This is a genomic window from Salinibacterium sp. ZJ450, assembly GCF_011751885.2.
Lineage (GTDB): Bacteria > Actinomycetota > Actinomycetes > Actinomycetales > Microbacteriaceae > Ruicaihuangia.
Genome location: NZ_CP061771.1, coordinates 2,879,744 through 2,895,541, shown reverse-complemented (window position 1 = coordinate 2,895,541; position 15,798 = coordinate 2,879,744). Strand labels below are relative to the sequence as shown.

Below are 15,798 nucleotides of genomic sequence, written 5' to 3'. Positions count from 1 at the left end.
GCAACCAGAGTGTCCAGCGGAGGTGAACGAAGGGTGTCGGTTGCCTGAACAACTCCCAGATTAGCGGGGTCCGCCGACACTGGTGCGAAGCGGCCCGCTGGGGATCACTAATCTTAGGGGTATGAGTTCCGGCTGGTTAGTGCCGCTTTCGGTGGCATTCGGCATCTTCGTCGGCGCCGGCGTCGTACTTGTGATCTATGTCGCCGCCAGGCGCGGGCATCGAGCCGCTGCGGTGGTGGCGTCAACCGTTCCGGACGGCGTCGACCAGGTGATCGATGTGCTGGAGTCCGCGGGCGTCGTGCTCGACGGGTCGAACAACGTGATCAAGGCGTCGCCGGGGGCGATGGCGGCCGGTTTGGTCTGGAACCAGGCGCTGGTGCATCCGGAATTGGTGAAACTCGTGGATTCGGTGCGCCGGACCGGGGAACCGCGCAGCCAAGAAGTGCAGCTGCCGCGCGGGCCGTTCGGTGACGCGATGATGCACCTGTTCGTGCGTGTGGCCCGACTGGGCACCCGGTACGTGCTGCTGCTCGCGGAGGACCGTACCGAGTCGTACCGTCTTGAAGAGGTGCGTCGAGACTTCGTGGCGAACATCAGTCACGAACTGAAGACCCCGATCGGCGCCGTCTCGCTGCTCGCCGAGGCGCTTGAGTCGGCCAGCGACGACCCGGAGCAGGTGCGCCGGTTCGCGAAGCGGCTCAGCAAGGAGTCGGAGCGGCTGGTCGGCATCACCCAGGAGATCATCGAGCTCTCCCGGTTGCAGGCCGGCGAGGCACTTGCCAAGCCGGAACTGGTGGACATTGACCGGGTGCTCTCCACCGCGATCGATCAGAACCATGTCGCCGCCGACGCGGAGCAGATCTCGCTGCTGAGGGGCGGCGACAAACACGCGCAGGTCTACGGCGATCAAGCGATGCTCGTGATGGCGATCCATAATCTGATCGCGAACGCCATCCAGTATTCGCCGGCCAGGAGCCGCGTCGGGATCGGCGTGAGCGAGAGCGACGGGGTCGTGGAGATCTCGGTGACAGACCAGGGCATCGGCATCCCCGAGGATGAAGTCGATCGCGTCTTCGAGCGCTTCTTCCGGGTCGACCCCGCCCGCAGCCGCAACACCGGCGGAAGCGGACTCGGCCTCGCCATCGTCAAACACGTTGTCCAGAACCATGGCGGCGACATCCGTGTCTGGTCACAGCCAGGCAGCGGTTCAACCTTCACCGTCCGACTGCCCGAAGCATCACACGCCACAGCACAATTGGGAGCAAAAGAATGACTCGTATCCTCATCGTCGAAGACGAACCGGCGCTGAGCGAACCGCTCGAGTACCTGCTAACTCGGGAGGGCTACGAGACGACTGTCGTGGCCGATGGGCTGAGCGCCCTGGCCGAGTTTGACCGTGCAGGCGCCGACCTGGTGCTGCTTGACCTGATGCTGCCCGGCCTGTCTGGAACCGAGGTGTGCCGGCAGATCCGCCTCACCTCGTCGGTGCCGATCATCATGCTGACCGCGAAGGACAGCGAAGTGGACATCGTCGTGGGCCTCGAGCTGGGCGCCGACGACTACGTGACCAAGCCATACAAGAGTCGCGAACTGCTGGCCCGCATCCGCGCGGTGATGCGTCGTCAGACCGAGGCGGATGACGCGTTCGAGGCCATCCTCGAGTCCGGAGATGTGCGGATGGATGTCGAGCGCCACACAGTCACCGTGGCGGGACGTGACACCCCGATGCCGTTGAAGGAATTCGAGCTGCTCGAGCTGCTGCTGCGCAACGCGGGACGGGTGCTCACCCGCGGCCAGCTGATCGACCGGGTGTGGGGCGCCGACTACTTCGGCGACACCAAGACCCTGGACGTGCACATCAAGCGCATCCGTTCCAAGATCGAGAAGACCCCGTCCGACCCGCGGATGCTGGTCACCGTGCGCGGTCTCGGCTACCGCTTCGAGGCGTAACAGCCGGCCCCACGGGGCTGCAGGACATACGAAAGGCCCGGTGGAATCCACCGGGCCTTTCGTCTGTCGTCTGTCTGCCTATGGGATGAGGAGGTCTTCGTACTCGGGCAGCGAGCCGTCGAGCACGGGAACCAGCAGTTCGACGCCGGGCTCGTCGCCGTACTGCACGTAGAGCGGAAGCACGCCGCCGACCCCTGTGTCGACGCCCTCCAGGATCAGCTCTGAGTCGTCCTTGCCTAGGTCGATGTAGTCGCCGCTGGGGACGACGACGTCGGCGGAGCCGGTTGAGCCGGCTTTCACCGGCTTGATCGTGACGCTGGCGGTGCTCTCGCCGTTGTTCAGCACTCGGCCGAGGACCGAGACGTTCTCACCGTCGGCGCTCAGCGCCATCACGTTCAGCAGGTCGACCTCGCCGACGGTGCCGTTGACGCCATCGCTCGGGTCGTACTGGTTGGTTGTCGCCTGCGGGGTGAGGTAGGCGCAGCCGGCGAGGCCGACGACAATCAGGGCGGACATGGCCGCGGTTGCCGCGGTGCGCATGGAAACGGCGCCGTGTGTCACTTTGTAGACCTCCAGAGCAGGTGTGGCGGGTGATCAACCCAGTTGGATCTCAGCTTATCGATGACGACGGCCCGGCGGCTTGTTAGGCAACCCTAACTGGGAGCCCGCTGTGGTAGAATAACTCGTCTCCGAAAGGATCAAAGTCATGCTTTTTGAGGTCGGCGAGACGGTCGTCTATCCCCACCACGGTGCCGCAACAATCATCGAGGTCAAGACTCGAATCATCAAGGGCGAAGAGAAGAAGTACCTCAAGCTGAACGTCACCCAGGGTGACCTGACCATCGAGGTTCCGGCCGACAATGTCGACCTGGTCGGCGTGCGCGATGTCATCGGAAAAGAGGGGCTCGACCGCGTCTTCGACGTGCTGCGCGCCCCGTTCACCGAGGAGCCCACCAACTGGTCCCGTCGGTACAAGGCGAACCTGGAGAAGCTGGCATCCGGTGATGTGATCAAGGTCTCCGAGGTGGTGCGCGACCTGTGGCGTCGCGACCAGGACCGCGGCCTGTCCGCCGGTGAGAAGCGGATGCTCGCGAAGGCCCGCCAGATCCTGATTTCTGAGCTGGCCCTGGCCGAGAAGACCGACGAAGAGCAGGCGTCGTCAGTGCTCGACGAGGTGCTCGCCTCCTAAGTCGCAAAAACCCTCCATTGTGGGGGAGGTTTGTGGTTCGATCAGCTCATCGAACCAAAGGTGGTTGAGATGAGCAGTGATGACCGCACCCGGTCCAATCGTTTCTGGCCGCTGAGCGTTTCGCAGTGGGTGTCGATCGCGTTGCTGATTCTCGCGGTCATCTTCATCGCGCAGAACCTCGGCGAGGCGTCGGTCGGCCTGCTCTGGGTGTCCGTGCGCGCGCCGCTCTGGCTGGTGCTCGGCATCATCGCGTTGACCGGCTTCGTCGCCGGCTGGCTGATGGGCCGCCGCCGGCGTCGCCGCTAGCGCGTCAGCGTCGCCGGGCCGGGCGCACCTCCGGTCGCCGGGCTGGGGCGCACCGCGGTTGTACGCTCGGAGCATGCCCGTTCAGCCCACCGTCGCCGTCATCGTCGTGGCCGCCGGAAGCGGCACGCGCCTCGGTCGTCCCGAACCGAAGGCATTCGCGCCGCTCGCCGGCCGGCCGATCCTGGCGCACGCGCTCGACCGAGTGTTCGGCATGAGCGAGCCCGCGCAGGTGATCGTGGTGGCCCCCGCGTCGCACCACGCGGTCGGCGCTGAGCTCGCGACATCCATCGCCGGAGCCGCCGCCGAATACGTGACCGTGGTCAACGGAGGAGCCAGCCGCCAGGCCTCCGTGGCCGCTGGCCTCGCGGCGCTCTGGCCGTCGGTCGACACCGTGCTGGTGCACGACGCCGCCCGGGCGCTCACCCCGAGCGAGCAGTTCGACCTTGTCGTGCGCCGCGTGACCGAGAGTCGCGGGGGAGTGACTCCCGCGCTGCCGGTGACTGACACGATCAAGCGAGTCGGTCCGGATGTCGCGGATGTCGCGGATGCCGCGGGTTCTGTGGGTGCCGGTGCTGCGGGTGCTGTCGATGTCACGGATGCCGCGGTGCGGGGCACCGTCGACCGCTCCGAGCTTGTCGCAGTGCAGACCCCACAGGGTTTCCCCCGGGCAGCGCTGCTTGACGCCTACGCGACCGCCGCCGAAGAGTACACCGACGACGCCGCGCTGTTCGCCGCGGCAGGAGGCCCGGTTCGCACCGTCGCCGGTGCCGCCGACGCGTTCAAGATCACCACGCCGTGGGACCTGCGCCGGGCAGAGCAGGAACTCGCACCGGATGCCGCGCCGCACGGCGTGCGCACCGGCCTCGGCATCGACGTGCACGCCTTCGACGCGGCCACACCGCTGTGGCTGGGCGGCGTGCACTGGCCCGGTGAACCGGGGCTTGCCGGTCACAGTGACGGCGACGCCCTCTCCCACGCCATCTGCGACGCCCTCCTCGGCGCCGCCGGGCTGGGCGACATCGGCAGCCGGTTCGGCACCGCCGATCCGCAGTTCGAGAACGCCCGCGGCGACGTGTTCCTCACCGCGACGGTGGCCCTGCTGCGCGACGCCGGGTTCAGCATCGGCAATGTCGCGGTGCAGGTGATCGCCAACCACCCCAAGCTCGGACCGCGCCGGCACGAGGTCGAGGCGCATCTCTCCGCGATCGTCGGCGCTCCGGTGAGCGTTGCCGCCACGACATCCGATCATCTTGGATTCACCGGCCGCGGCGAGGGCATCGCCGCGATCGCGACGGCGCTGGTGCAGCAGGCGACCTAGCCAAATCAGGTGCGCGGTCCCTAGGCTGGTCGAACTGACTACCCCTCAAACGAGGGTCACGGATCGACCGAAAGGGATCATCATGGGCAACCTTGTGCACTTCACTATCGCGACCACCGCAGAGGAGAGCGCCGATTTCCGTCGCGTGCTGTGGACCGGTGAGCACAGCCAACTGGTGATCATGACCATCCCCGTCGACGGTGAAATCGGCGAGGAGACCCACCCCGACACCGACCAGATCCTCACCATCGTCAGCGGAACCGGCGAGGCGAAGGTGTCTGGCGAGACGAAGCCGATCGCGCAGGGCGACCTGGTGGTGGTTCCCGCCGGGCACAAGCACAACTTCACCAACACCGGGGTGAACCCGCTGGTGCTGTACACCGTGTACGGCCCGCCGGAGCATGCCGACGGTGCGGTGCACGCCACCAAGGAAGAAGCGGATGCCGCGGAGGAGTCGGGCCAGGACGAGCCGCCGACCGAGTAGCGCTGTTTCGCGGCATCCGCTCTCTCGTCTTCTGATCGGTACTCTGGGACAGTGACCGTGCGCCTCTACGATTCCAAATCGCAGTCCCTGAAAGACTTCGTCCCGCTCGTCGACGGCAAGGTGGGCATGTACGTGTGCGGTCCGACCGTGCAGTCGTCGCCGCACATCGGCCACCTGCGCTCGGCGCTGGTCTACGACCTGTGGCGTCGCTGGCTGAACTACCGCCGGTATGACGTGACCCTGGTGCGCAACGTCACCGACATCGACGACAAGATCCTCGTCAATGCGATCGGCAGCAGCGAACCGTGGTGGGCGCTCGCTTATCGGTATGAGCTCGAGTTCACCGCCGGCTACCACCGCCTTGGCATCCTGCCGCCGACGTACGAGCCGCGCGCCACCGCCAGCATCCAGCAGATGCAGGAGATCGTGCATCGGCTGATCGAGCGTGGGCACGCCTATGCCGCCGATGACGAATCCGGCGACGTGTACTTCGATGTGGCCACCTGGCCGTCCTACGGCGAGCTCACCAACCAGCGATTGGGCGAGATGGAGGCGTCGGCGGATGCCGAGACCCGCGGCAAGCGCGACCCCCGCGACTTCGCGCTGTGGAAGGGGCACAAGGAGGACGAGCCGGAGTCGGCGTCCTGGCCGTCGCCGTGGGGGCCCGGGCGTCCCGGCTGGCACATCGAGTGCTCGGCAATGAGCGAGCGGTACCTCGGTCGGGCGTTCGACATCCATGGCGGCGGGCTCGACCTGCGGTTCCCGCACCACGAGAACGAGCTGGCGCAGTCAACGGCCGCCGGCGACGCGTTCGCCACCTACTGGGTGCACAACGGGCTGGTCAACGTGAACGGCCAGAAGATGTCGAAGTCGCTCGGCAACTCGATCTACGCGGCCGAGTTCCTGGAACTCGCGCCGGCGCTGGTGGTGCGCTACTACCTGGGTGCCGCCCACTACCGGTCGACCATCGACTACCACGACGGGGCGCTGGTGGAGGCGGAAGCCGCCCTCGACCGGATCGAGGTGTTCCTCACCCGAGCCGAACGGCGCCTCGCCGACACCCGGTTCTCGACCCGCGGCGCCACGGTGCTGCCGGGCGAGTTCGAGTCGGCGATGGACAACGACCTTGCCATTCCGGAGGCGCTCGGGGTGCTGCACGAGCGGGTGCGCGCCGGCAACGCGGCGCTGGACGCCGAGGATCTGGACACCGTCGCGAAGATCCGCGGCGAGGTCACCGCGATGACCGACATTCTCGGAATCAACCCGCTCAGTGCAGAATGGAAGCACTCCGGTACTGATCCCTCTGGTCAGGCCCTCGCCGCCCTAGTTGAGAATCTGCTCGACGCCCGGGAGCGCGCACGCAAGGAGAAAGACTTCGCGGCTGCTGATCGCATCCGCAACGAACTGACCACGGCCGGCATCTCGATCGAAGATTCCCCGTCCGGGTCGCATTGGAGTATTGATGGTTAAGCCAGGTCGACCAGGGGCGCGCAAGACGTCCAAAGGCAAAGCCGTCGGGTCGGGCGGACAGGGCCGACAGGCGCTAGAGGGCCGCGGCCCGACACCGGCCGCCGCAGACCGCTCCTGGCACCCGGCCGGCAAGCGCAAGGCTGCCGCCGAGCGGCTCGCCGCGGCCAAGACGCGCGGCGGCAGGCCGGAGGCGCCGCGGGCGCGCCCGCAGAAGAAGCCGGACGACCACGAGATGGTGACCGGCCGCAACTCGGTGCTGGAGGCGCTGCGCGCCAAGATCCCCGCCACCACGCTGTACGTGGCCGCCCGGATCGAGATGGATGACCGGGTCAAGGAGATCCTGAACATCGCGAACAAGCGCGGCCTGCCGGTGCTTGAAGTGATGCGTCCGGAGCTCGACCGCATCACGCCGTTCGACTCTGTGCACCAGGGCCTCGCGCTGAAGGTGCCACCGTACGAGTACGCCCACCCGATGGAACTGCTCGACAAGGTCATCTCGTCCGGCCAGAAGCCGCTGTTCGTGGCGCTCGACGGCATCACCGACCCGCGCAACCTGGGCGCGATCATCCGCTCCACGGCCGCGTTCGGCGGTCAGGGCGTGATCGTGCCGCAGCGCCGCTCGGTCGGGCTCACCGCATCCGCGTGGAAGACCTCCGCCGGCGCCGCGGCCCGCACCCCGGTGGCGATGGCCCCGAACCTGACGCAGACGCTGAAGAGCCTCAAGGAGCGCGGCGTGTTCGTGCTCGGGCTCGACGGCGGCGGGGATGTCTCGCTGCCCGGACTCGCGCTGGCCAAGCAGCCCGTGGTGATCGTGGTCGGCAGCGAGGGCAAGGGGCTGTCGCGCCTCGTCGCCGAGACCTGCGACGCCATTGTGTCGATCCCGATCAGCGCCTCCACGGAGTCGCTGAACGCCGGGATCGCGGCATCCGTCACCCTGTACGAGATCTCGAAGCTGCGCGCCGCGAAGTAGGCGGGGTGCGGGCGGGTGCTCGCTCGTGCGCGTGAGGTCTGCTCGCTCGCGTGAAACCTGTTCGCTCGCGTGAGGTCTCGCCCGAGCCTTTCTTTCGTGAGGTCTGGCGTTTGGTTGTGCCCCGGGTGCGGGAACCACCATTTGCCAGACCTCACGCTTCGGGTGCGCCCTTGCCCGCCATCCCTCTTTCCGCGAGGTCTGGCGTTTAGTCGTTCCCCGAGTGCGCGAACGACCATTTGCCAGACCTCAGCGGGCGAGATGGGTGTGCCTCTGGTCCGCTGCTGGCTGGGGACATCCACAGGTGACACCCGAAGCGTGATTGAAATGGCCTCGTCCCCGACAGTGAGTGTGTGACTCAGCCGCGCATTGCACTGCCTCCGGAGCTGCGGTTCCGGCCGTTCAGCGTCAGCGAAGCGACCGAGATCCTCGGCCGCAATCGGCTACGCGGACGCGACCTCGCACAGCCGTTCTGGGGTGTGCGAGCGCCCGCGCCAGGACCCGCCTCGGTGCGAGACCTCGCCCGAGCGCGCGCTGCTCGGCTCGGCCCGCACATGTTCTACTCGCATGTCACAGCGGCGCAGTTGTGGGGAATCCCGCTGCCGTGGCATCTGGAGATCCAGCGAACGCTCGATGTCGCGGTTCCATTTGGCCGCGCGTTTCCGGTGGGCAAGGGGGTCAGGGGACACCGCTTGCAGATCGGCCAGACGGATGTCGTCAGCCTGGGTGGCCTCGCAGTGACGTCGCTCGCCCGCACCTGGTGCGACCTCGCGGCCGTGCTGAGTGACGAAGCACTTCTGGCGGCCGGTGATTTCCTGCTCTGGCGGCGCCGGCCCTACTGGTTACGGCTCACTGCCGACGACCTGACGGCGGCCATCGAACGGTTCGCGGGACGGCGCGGGTTGCCGCTCCTGCATGCGATCCTGCCCGAACTTACCGACCGAGCCGACTCTCCGCCGGAGTCATTCATCCGACTGCGTATCGTGCGGTCCAGGCTGCCGGCCGTCAGTGCGAATCCGGAGGTGCGTGACGAGCATGGGAAGTTCGTCGGCATGCCCGATCTCGCTTTCCTCGAGTTCAGGGTCGCTCTCGATTACGAGGGCGACGGGCATCGCGTCGACCCGGTGCAGTGGGAAAAGGACATTGCTCGGCAGACCCGATTTGAGGACGCCGGTTGGAGATACCTGCGCGCGGGCAAAGCCGATCTGCACAACACGCCTGAACTGCTTGTGAAACTGGAGCGGCGCCTCCGCAGCCAGGGCTGGGCCGGTCCCGACGCCTGAGAGCTGTCGCTCGCCATCGATAGGGACCAGCAGCACGGATGAGGTCTGCCGTTTGGTTGTTCGTGGGCCGAGGGAAGGGCCGTTTGCCAGACCTCACGGGAACGCGCGAGTCCGCGCGAGCGAACGACCTCACGGGAGAACGAGCGAGTCCGCGGGAGCGCGCGAGTCCACGCGCGCGGCAGGCCCGCTCAGACCTTCAGCCGCCAGTCCTCCTCGCCGGGCAGGTCGATCGGGAGGGTGATCGAACCGGTCGGCGGCGCGATCACGGTGGCTTCGTCGCGGCGATGCCGCAGGATCTCGTCGATGTAGCTGCTGAGCGCCTCCGCCAGCGGCACGTCGCGCCCGGTGTTCTGCGACATGAACCAGCGGTGATCGAGCAGCTGGTGGAAGAGCTCGGCCGGTTCCAGCTTGCCCTTCAGATCGCGCGGAATGGAGCGGATCACCGGCTCGAACACCTGCGCCGCCCAACGGTGCGCCGACTCCTCCTCGTCGAGTTTCTCGGCCTGGGTGGCCACATAGGCGTCGAGGTCGTTCAGCAACCGGCGGGCCTGGTTCTCCTGGGCGTCCAGGCCGGTCAGGCGAAGCAGCCGACGGGAGTGGTGCCCGGCGTCGACGACCTTGGGCTGGATATGCACCTGACTGCCGGCCTCATCCGTCTTGATCGACAGCTCCTCGATGTCGAAGCCCAGGTCGTTCAGACGTTCCACCCGCTGGGTGATGCGCCAGCGTTCCGAGGCGTCGAACTGCTCAGAGCCGGTCAGCTCCTTCCAGAGGTCGCGGTACTTGGCCACGATGCCGTTACTGAACTCGACCGCGTCGAGCTCGACCGACAGCCGGCCGCCGGCCTGCAGGTCAAGCAACTCGCCGGCGATGTTCACCCGGCCGATCTCCAGGTCGTTCTCGCGCTGGCCGTTGGACAGCTTGTCGTACAGCTGCCCGGTCTCGGCGTCGACCAGGTATGCGGCGAACGCACCGGCATCCCGGCGGAACAGCGTGTTCGAGAGCGACACGTCGCCCCAGAACAGGCCGACGATGTGCAGCCGCACCAGCAGCACCGCCAGCGCGTCCACGAGCCGGGTGGCGGTCTCCGGGCGGAGCGTCTGCGAGTACAGCGCCCGGTATGGCAGCGAGAACTTCAGGTGCCGGGTCACCAGCACCGACTGCAGCGGCTCGCCAGCCTCGGTGGCGCGGTTGGTGATCACCGCGATCGGCTCCACGCACGGGATCTCCAGCCGCTGCAGGGAACGCAGCATGTCGTACTCCCGCCGCGCCATCTCGGTGGTGGTCTCCTTGATGGCGATCACATACCCGCTGAGGTGCGCGAACCGCACCAGGTGCCGCGAGATGCCCTTCGGCAGGGCCGCGATGGTGTCATCCGGCCACAGGTCGAGCGGCAACTGCCAGGGCAGGTCCAGCAGCGCCGGATCGGTGATGGCTGAGGTGATTGAGAGCGATGCTGACATATCGATTCGAGACTACGGGGTGATGGCTACCGCGCCGGAACTGAAACGGGTCCGCCGTGCGAGGCACGACGGACCCGATCCGGATTTAGCGACTAGATGACGACCGGCGCGTTCAGACGGTCACCGGATGTCGTGTCGAACACGTGCACGTGGCGCTCCTCCGGGGTGATGTAGACGCGGTCGCCGGCGTTGGGGTGCGAGCGGCCGTCGACGCGTGCGACCACGTCGACCCGGTTGCCCGAGACCTCCGCGTGGCCGTACAGGTACGCGTCAGCGCCGAGCTCCTCGATGACGTCCACGTCGATCGGCAGGCCCTGCGGGTCCTTCGACACGTGCACGTCTTCTGGGCGGATGCCGATGGTGGCGGTGGTGCCGGTGGCGCTGCCCAGACGGTCGCGTTCCACCGCGGCGACGGTGTTGCCGAACTGCAGGCCACCGTCGACGATGTCGACCTCGAACAGGTTCATCGCGGGAGAGCCGATGAAGCCGGCCACGAACACGTTCCTCGGGTTCTCGTACAGGTCACGCGGGGTGCCCACCTGCTGCAACAAGCCATCCTTGAGCACCGCGATGCGGTCGCCCATGGTCAGCGCCTCGGTCTGGTCGTGGGTGACGTACACCGTGGTGACGCCGAGGCGACGCTGCAGCGATGCGATCTGGGTGCGGGTCTGCACGCGCAGCTTGGCGTCGAGGTTTGACAGCGGCTCGTCCATGAGGAACACGTGCGGCTGACGCACGATGGCGCGGCCCATGGCGACACGCTGTCGCTGACCGCCGGAGAGCGCCTTCGGCTTGCGCGCCAGGTACGGCTCCAGGTCGAGCAGCTTCGCAGCCTCCAGCACGCGGGTGGCGCGTTCTTCCTTGCCGATGCCGGCGATCTTGAGCGCGAAGCCCATGTTCTCGGCGACGGTCATGTGCGGGTACAGCGCGTAGTTCTGGAACACCATCGCGATGTCGCGGTCCTTCGGCGGCATGTCGGTGACGTTGCGGTCGCCGATGAAGATGTTGCCGCCGTCTACCTCTTCGAGGCCGGCGAGCATCCGCAGCGCCGTGGACTTTCCGCTACCGGAGGGGCCGACCATGACCAGGAATTCGCCGTCACCCACTTCGAGGCTGAGGTCTTCCACAGCCGGCTTCGTCGAGCCGGGATACAAACGGGTTGCCTTATCAAACGTCACAGACGCCATGGTGTTTCTCCTTCACCGGCAGGTACGTGCCGGACGATCCGTAGTGAATGGAATGGGATGACTTCCGTCGGGAGCGACGGTGGTCTCAGTGCACATTATGGCACCACCGATGCGAACAGTGGTGCGCTGAGTGGTTAGGCTGTGCAGCGTCCGTCTGGTCAACTCCCAGACTGAACTCGTACGATTTCGAAGGCCCTTCCCGAAAGAATCGCCGTCCATCGACGTGCGCGGCCGCAGATTTACAAGTGAGGTTTTTGTGACGAGTACCGGTTCTGGCGATGATCGCCTCAACCCGAGCCAGCGAGACATCGCGCGGGAAAAGGCCACCCAGCTTCGGCTCCAGCAGAAGAAAAACGATCGCCGCAACCGGTGGCTGCTGCAGGGCGGCCTCGCGCTCGTGGCGGTGGCGATCATCGTCACGGTCACGCTGATCATCGTGAACTCCGCCCGTCCCGCCGCGCCCGGCCCGCGCAACATGCTGAGCGACGGCATCAAGATCGGGCAGAACTTCGAGGCCGTGACCACCGCCGGGCTCAAGGAAGACCAGTCCCCGCAGCCCGCCAGCGAGAATCCGGCGGATGTCATCGACATCCGCGTCTATGTCGATTATCTGTGCCCGTACTGCGGTGATTTCGAGGCCGAGAACAACAAGCAGATCGCCGCCTGGCTGGCCGAAGGCGCCGCCACGCTCGAGATCCACCCGATCTCACTGCTCGACAGCCAGTCGGCCGCGACCCAGTACTCGACCCGCGCCGCCAATGCCGCCGCCTGCGTGGCGAACTACTCGCCGAACTCCTTCTTCGCCGTGAACGCCGCCCTGTTCGACAAGCAGCCTAAGGAGGGCGAGCCCGGCCTCACCGACGAGCAGCTGATCGACCTTGTCAAAGCCGCGGGAGTTGGCAACAACGCTGCCAAGATCAACACCTGCATCGAAGACGTGCAGTTTGAATCGTGGGTGAAGGATGCCACGGCGCGGGCCTTGAACGGACCTATTCCGAACAGCGACATCGAGTCGGTGAAGGGCACCCCCACCATCCTGGTGAACGGTGTGAAGTACGAGTACAGCTTCCCGTTTGACGCGCAGGAGTTCGCTCAGGTGGTGTCGCAGCAGGTCGGCAGCATGTTCAACAAGATGACCAGCGAGACGCCGGCTCCGGTTCCGGCCGGGTAACGTTCCACTCGTGCCACGCCCGGTAAGCTGGGCTGGTCTATTCGCCTCTTTAGCTCAGTTGGCCAGAGCACCGCTCTTGTAAAGCGGGGGTCGTCGGTTCGAATCCGACAAGGGGCTCTCTCTACGCTGTACCGTGATTCGGTGAGCTCCGCCGGATCGTCCTCGCCGACCACGCCCGCCCGAACGGCACCGCCGAAGCGCGCGCGAGTGGTTGTCGCCGTCGCGCTCGCCGTGGCGTTCGGGGCGATGCTGGCAGTGCAGTCCAAGGTGAACGGCGACCTCGGCCAGGTGCTCGGTGACGGCTACCTGACCGCGCTCATCTCGTTCGGCAGCGGCATGCTGCTGATGGTCGCGGCGCTGCCGGTGTGGGCTCCGGGCCGGCGCGGCCTCACCACGATCTGGCGGGCGATCCGCTCGAACCGGATGCCGTGGTGGTACACGATGGGCGGAGCCGCGGGCGCGGTCTTCGTCGCGTCGCAAAGCCTCACCGCCGCGGTGCTCGGTGTCGCGGTGTTCACGATCGCCGCGGTGAGCGGGCAGGTGCTGAGCGGATTGGGCATCGACCGCAGCGGGCTCGGCAGCATGCCAGCCACCCGGATCACCCTGCCCCGGCTGATCGGCTCGGCGCTGGCGCTCGCCGCCGTGGTGCTGTCGGTTTCGCCACAGTTTCAGGGCGACATCCCGATCTGGATGCTGGTGCTGCCGTTCATCGCCGGACTGGGTCAGGGGTTCCAGCAGGCCCTCAACGGCGAGCTGAACCAGGTCGGCGGATCCGCGTTCACTGCAGGGCTGATCAGTTCCGCGGTGGGAACCATGCTGCTCATCGGTGCGGCCGCGATCAGCGTGTCCGCAAACGGCTGGCCCGACGCGTATCCGACCGAGTGGTGGCTGTACACCGGCGGCGTGATCGGCGTGGTGTTCGTCGCCGGCGCCGCAATTGTCGTGCGGTTCACCGGAGTGCTGCTGCTCGGGCTCGGCATGATCGCCGGGCAGTTGGTGATGTCGCTGCTGCTTGATCTGGTCGTGCCGACGGATGCCGCGGCTCCGGTGCATCCGCTCACCATCGTCGGCGCGATCCTCACCCTGGCGGCCGTGCTCATCGCCGCCGTGCCGAGCAAGTCGCGCAAGCGGTAGCGGCCCAGCCGCGCACCCGGTAGCAGTTAGAGCTCGGAGAGCACTTCCGAGGCGTCGAACGGCCGCCGCGGCGGCAGGATGCGGTCGGTCTTGCCTCCGACGTAGAGCCAGCCGAGCAGGGTCTCGCTCGGCGTGAGTTCGTGCACCCGGCTGACCGGCTCGGTGCGGGTCTGGTGGCCGGTTCGCCACATCACGCCCCACCCGGCGTCATCGAGCAGCGCGCTCAGCACGTGCCCGACACCGGCCGCCACGGCATCCTGCTCCCAGTCGGGAACCTTGATGCTCGGCTTGTGGCACGACACCACAGCGATCAGCAGCGGCGCCCGCAGCGGCTTGGCGGCGAGCTTCTCGGCTGCCGCCCCCTCGAGCCCGGTGGCCTCGACCAGCGCCGCGCCGAGGCGCACCCTGGCGTGACCGCGCAGTTCGATTAGCCGCCACGGCCGCAGGGACGCGTGGTCGGCAACGGATGCCGCGGCCTCCACCAACGGCACCAGTTGGTCGTGTGTGGGGGCCGCGTCTGTCACGGCGGGCCAGGATCGCCGCCGCAGCATCGCGTCGGCGAGACTCACTATTCGGCGGCCTTGAAGTTGAGCGACAGCGAGTTCATGCAGTAGCGGTCGCCGGTCGGCGTGCCGAAGCCGTCGGGGAACACATGTCCCAGGTGGGAACCGCAGGCCGCGCAGCGCACCTCGGTGCGCTGCATGCCGAGGGTGTTGTCCTCGATCAGCTGCACCGCGTCGGGGTTGATCGACTCGTAGAAGCTGGGCCAGCCGCATCCGGAATCGAACTTGGTCCCGCTCTTGAACAGTTCTGCGCCGCATGCCGCACAGGCGTACAGGCCGGCGCGTTCCTCATCGAGCAGCTCGCCGGTCCAGGCGCGTTCGGTCGACGCCTGCCGCAGGATGGCGTACTGCTCGGGGCTGAGCTCCTTGCGCCATTCCTCGTCGGTCTTCGTCACTTTGTAGTTCATGGTCTGACTCCTCTAAGTCTCGTGACATTCAACACGAAACGGCAGCGGATCGTTCCCGCGCACGTCTTTCTACGTCTTTGACGCTGTCCGCGCGCCACGGTTAGGGTTAGCCCACCCTAACAAATCACGCTAACCAGGAGTCGCGTTCGTGATCCACGCACTGTCGAGCGCAATCCTTACCGGTCTGCTGGCCGTCGGCCCAGCACCGGGGTTACTCGGCGCGCCGCCCGCCGTCGCCGACTCGTCAACGCCGGCCGTCGCGTGCGCCATCACCGCCGGCGAGATCGAGTGGGGGTTCAAGGAGTCGTTCCGCTCGTACATCAGTGGAACCATCGCGAACGGCGAATGGACGGTCGCCGACGGGGCGACCTACGAGACTCCCACGTTCCGGTGGAGCGACGGCACCGGCGCGTTCCGCGACGGGCAGGGCACGGTGCGGTTCGACGGTTCCGTCACCTTCAGCGGGCACGGCGACATCCTGAGCACCACGATCTCCAGCCCAACGGTCGAAATCCACGACACCGACACCGCCATTCTGCTGGTGGATGTCTCGGGCACCACCCAGGCGGGCGACCCGGTGGATGCACCGCAGACCGAGTTCGCCGAACTGCGCCTGTCGGAGGGCACCCGCGAGGTCGCCGGCGAGCAGGTCACCCTGAGCGGAGTGCCGGTGACCCTCTTGGAGGACGGCGCCGCCGCGTTCGGCACCTACGACGCGGGCACCGCGATGGACCCGATCACGTTGCGCTATCAGACACCGGCCGGATGCAGCCCGCAGAACGCGGCGGCGTTCCCGTGGCTGCCGTGGCGACTGCTCGTGCTGGTGGCGGCGCTCGCTGCGATCGCGTTCGTCGTGACGCTGCTGCGGCGGCGCGGGGCGCCATCCGCGGTCTGAAGCGCAGCCCC

Annotated in this window: 17 protein-coding genes and 1 tRNA gene; 13 read left to right on the top strand and 5 right to left on the bottom strand. The window is 67.1% G+C overall.

Annotation, left to right across the window (positions count from 1 at the left end; genetic code table 11):
• The first annotated feature begins 121 nt into the window (after window positions 1–121).
• Together HCT51_RS14030 and HCT51_RS14025 are read left to right on the top strand one after the other, a co-directional pair.
• Window positions 122–1,273 (top strand): sensor histidine kinase, encoded by a 1,152-nt coding sequence (locus tag HCT51_RS14030; RefSeq protein WP_166877493.1) that lies wholly within the window; start codon window positions 122–124, stop codon window positions 1,271–1,273.
• Window positions 1,270–1,950 carry a response regulator transcription factor gene (locus tag HCT51_RS14025; protein ID WP_166877497.1) on the top strand — a complete coding sequence of 227 codons (681 nt, stop codon included), beginning with the start codon at window positions 1,270–1,272 and terminating at the stop codon, window positions 1,948–1,950. The genes HCT51_RS14030 and HCT51_RS14025 overlap by 4 nt, the downstream gene beginning before the upstream one ends.
• Window positions 1,951–2,028: 78 nt before the next feature.
• On the opposite strand, the gene HCT51_RS14020 is transcribed toward HCT51_RS14025, so the two are convergent.
• Window positions 2,029–2,490 (bottom strand): hypothetical protein, encoded by a 462-nt coding sequence (locus HCT51_RS14020; RefSeq protein ID WP_166877501.1) that lies wholly within the window; start codon window positions 2,488–2,490, stop codon window positions 2,029–2,031.
• A gap of 166 nt (window positions 2,491–2,656) precedes the next feature.
• Here HCT51_RS14020 and HCT51_RS14015 point away from each other — a divergent pair, with 166 nt between their 5' ends.
• The 7 genes from HCT51_RS14015 (at window position 2,657) to HCT51_RS13985 (ending at window position 8,967) form a co-directional block, all read left to right on the top strand.
• Window positions 2,657–3,139 carry a CarD family transcriptional regulator gene (locus HCT51_RS14015; protein WP_166877507.1) on the top strand — a complete coding sequence of 161 codons (483 nt, stop codon included), beginning with the start codon at window positions 2,657–2,659 and terminating at the stop codon, window positions 3,137–3,139.
• A gap of 69 nt (window positions 3,140–3,208) precedes the next feature.
• Complete coding sequence (locus HCT51_RS14010; RefSeq protein ID WP_166877513.1) at window positions 3,209–3,445, top strand: LapA family protein; 237 nt, start codon at window positions 3,209–3,211, stop codon at window positions 3,443–3,445.
• Between the two features lie 73 nt (window positions 3,446–3,518).
• The gene (gene ispD, locus HCT51_RS14005; protein ID WP_166877517.1) at window positions 3,519–4,763 is read left to right on the top strand and encodes a 2-C-methyl-D-erythritol 4-phosphate cytidylyltransferase; all 1,245 of its coding nucleotides are present in this window, start codon (window positions 3,519–3,521) and stop codon (window positions 4,761–4,763) included.
• An 82-nt stretch (window positions 4,764–4,845) separates the two neighbouring features.
• On the top strand, window positions 4,846–5,247 hold the full coding sequence (locus HCT51_RS14000) for a cupin domain-containing protein (RefSeq protein WP_166877520.1): 402 nt from the start codon (window positions 4,846–4,848) through the stop codon (window positions 5,245–5,247).
• 51 nt (window positions 5,248–5,298) lie between these two features.
• Window positions 5,299–6,717, top strand: coding sequence for a cysteine--tRNA ligase (gene cysS, locus HCT51_RS13995; RefSeq protein ID WP_166877523.1), 1,419 nt, complete (start codon window positions 5,299–5,301; stop codon window positions 6,715–6,717).
• The gene (gene rlmB, locus HCT51_RS13990) at window positions 6,710–7,687 is read left to right on the top strand and encodes a 23S rRNA (guanosine(2251)-2'-O)-methyltransferase RlmB (protein ID WP_166877526.1); all 978 of its coding nucleotides are present in this window, start codon (window positions 6,710–6,712) and stop codon (window positions 7,685–7,687) included. The genes cysS and rlmB overlap by 8 nt, the downstream gene beginning before the upstream one ends.
• A gap of 350 nt (window positions 7,688–8,037) precedes the next feature.
• On the top strand, window positions 8,038–8,967 hold the full coding sequence (locus tag HCT51_RS13985; RefSeq protein WP_166877529.1) for a hypothetical protein: 930 nt from the start codon (window positions 8,038–8,040) through the stop codon (window positions 8,965–8,967).
• A 188-nt stretch (window positions 8,968–9,155) separates the two neighbouring features.
• Here the strand turns inward: HCT51_RS13985 and HCT51_RS13980 are convergent, their stop codons facing one another.
• Together HCT51_RS13980 and HCT51_RS13975 are read right to left on the bottom strand one after the other, a co-directional pair.
• Window positions 9,156–10,430 (bottom strand): DUF4032 domain-containing protein, encoded by a 1,275-nt coding sequence (locus HCT51_RS13980; RefSeq protein ID WP_166877532.1) that lies wholly within the window; start codon window positions 10,428–10,430, stop codon window positions 9,156–9,158.
• A gap of 92 nt (window positions 10,431–10,522) precedes the next feature.
• The gene (locus HCT51_RS13975; RefSeq protein ID WP_166877535.1) at window positions 10,523–11,617 is read right to left on the bottom strand and encodes an ABC transporter ATP-binding protein; all 1,095 of its coding nucleotides are present in this window, start codon (window positions 11,615–11,617) and stop codon (window positions 10,523–10,525) included.
• 256 nt (window positions 11,618–11,873) lie between these two features.
• Between HCT51_RS13975 and HCT51_RS13970 the strand changes: the two genes are divergently transcribed.
• The 3 genes from HCT51_RS13970 to HCT51_RS13960 all read left to right on the top strand — a co-directional run bounded on the left by HCT51_RS13970 (window position 11,874) and on the right by HCT51_RS13960 (window position 13,922).
• Complete coding sequence (locus tag HCT51_RS13970; RefSeq protein WP_166877538.1) at window positions 11,874–12,788, top strand: DsbA family protein; 915 nt, start codon at window positions 11,874–11,876, stop codon at window positions 12,786–12,788.
• A gap of 43 nt (window positions 12,789–12,831) precedes the next feature.
• A tRNA-Thr gene (locus HCT51_RS13965) sits at window positions 12,832–12,905 on the top strand.
• 24 nt (window positions 12,906–12,929) lie between these two features.
• Complete coding sequence (locus HCT51_RS13960) at window positions 12,930–13,922, top strand: DMT family transporter (RefSeq protein WP_166877542.1); 993 nt, start codon at window positions 12,930–12,932, stop codon at window positions 13,920–13,922.
• Between the two features lie 26 nt (window positions 13,923–13,948).
• Here HCT51_RS13960 and HCT51_RS13955 read toward each other — a convergent pair whose 3' ends face one another.
• A complete protein-coding gene (locus tag HCT51_RS13955; protein ID WP_370626837.1) occupies window positions 13,949–14,491 on the bottom strand; it encodes a nitroreductase family protein in 543 nt (180 codons plus the stop codon).
• Complete coding sequence (msrB, locus tag HCT51_RS13950; protein ID WP_166877547.1) at window positions 14,491–14,892, bottom strand: peptide-methionine (R)-S-oxide reductase MsrB; 402 nt, start codon at window positions 14,890–14,892, stop codon at window positions 14,491–14,493. The genes HCT51_RS13955 and msrB overlap by 1 nt, the downstream gene beginning before the upstream one ends.
• 148 nt (window positions 14,893–15,040) lie before the next feature.
• On the opposite strand from msrB, the gene HCT51_RS13945 reads away from it, so the two are divergent.
• Entirely contained in the window at window positions 15,041–15,787 is a 747-nt protein-coding gene (locus HCT51_RS13945; RefSeq protein ID WP_166877550.1) for an HtaA domain-containing protein, read from the top strand.
• The last annotated feature ends 11 nt before the right edge of the window (window positions 15,788–15,798 follow it).

What these genes read in the sequence shown, in the direction of transcription:
- msrB (WP_166877547.1), bottom strand. Translation starts at nt 14,892, where the DNA reads ATGAACTACAAAGTGACGAAGACCGACGAGGAATGGCGCAAGGAGCTC.
- HCT51_RS13975 (WP_166877535.1), bottom strand. Translation starts at nt 11,617, where the DNA reads ATGGCGTCTGTGACGTTTGATAAGGCAACCCGTTTGTATCCCGGCTCG.
- HCT51_RS14010 (WP_166877513.1), top strand. Translation starts at nt 3,209, where the DNA reads ATGAGCAGTGATGACCGCACCCGGTCCAATCGTTTCTGGCCGCTGAGC.
- ispD (WP_166877517.1), top strand. Translation starts at nt 3,519, where the DNA reads ATGCCCGTTCAGCCCACCGTCGCCGTCATCGTCGTGGCCGCCGGAAGC.
- HCT51_RS14030 (WP_166877493.1), top strand. Translation starts at nt 122, where the DNA reads ATGAGTTCCGGCTGGTTAGTGCCGCTTTCGGTGGCATTCGGCATCTTC.
- HCT51_RS13980 (WP_166877532.1), bottom strand. Translation starts at nt 10,430, where the DNA reads ATGTCAGCATCGCTCTCAATCACCTCAGCCATCACCGATCCGGCGCTG.
- HCT51_RS14025 (WP_166877497.1), top strand. Translation starts at nt 1,270, where the DNA reads ATGACTCGTATCCTCATCGTCGAAGACGAACCGGCGCTGAGCGAACCG.
- HCT51_RS14000 (WP_166877520.1), top strand. Translation starts at nt 4,846, where the DNA reads ATGGGCAACCTTGTGCACTTCACTATCGCGACCACCGCAGAGGAGAGC.
- HCT51_RS14015 (WP_166877507.1), top strand. Translation starts at nt 2,657, where the DNA reads ATGCTTTTTGAGGTCGGCGAGACGGTCGTCTATCCCCACCACGGTGCC.
- rlmB (WP_166877526.1), top strand. Translation starts at nt 6,710, where the DNA reads ATGGTTAAGCCAGGTCGACCAGGGGCGCGCAAGACGTCCAAAGGCAAA.
- HCT51_RS14020 (WP_166877501.1), bottom strand. Translation starts at nt 2,490, where the DNA reads ATGCGCACCGCGGCAACCGCGGCCATGTCCGCCCTGATTGTCGTCGGC.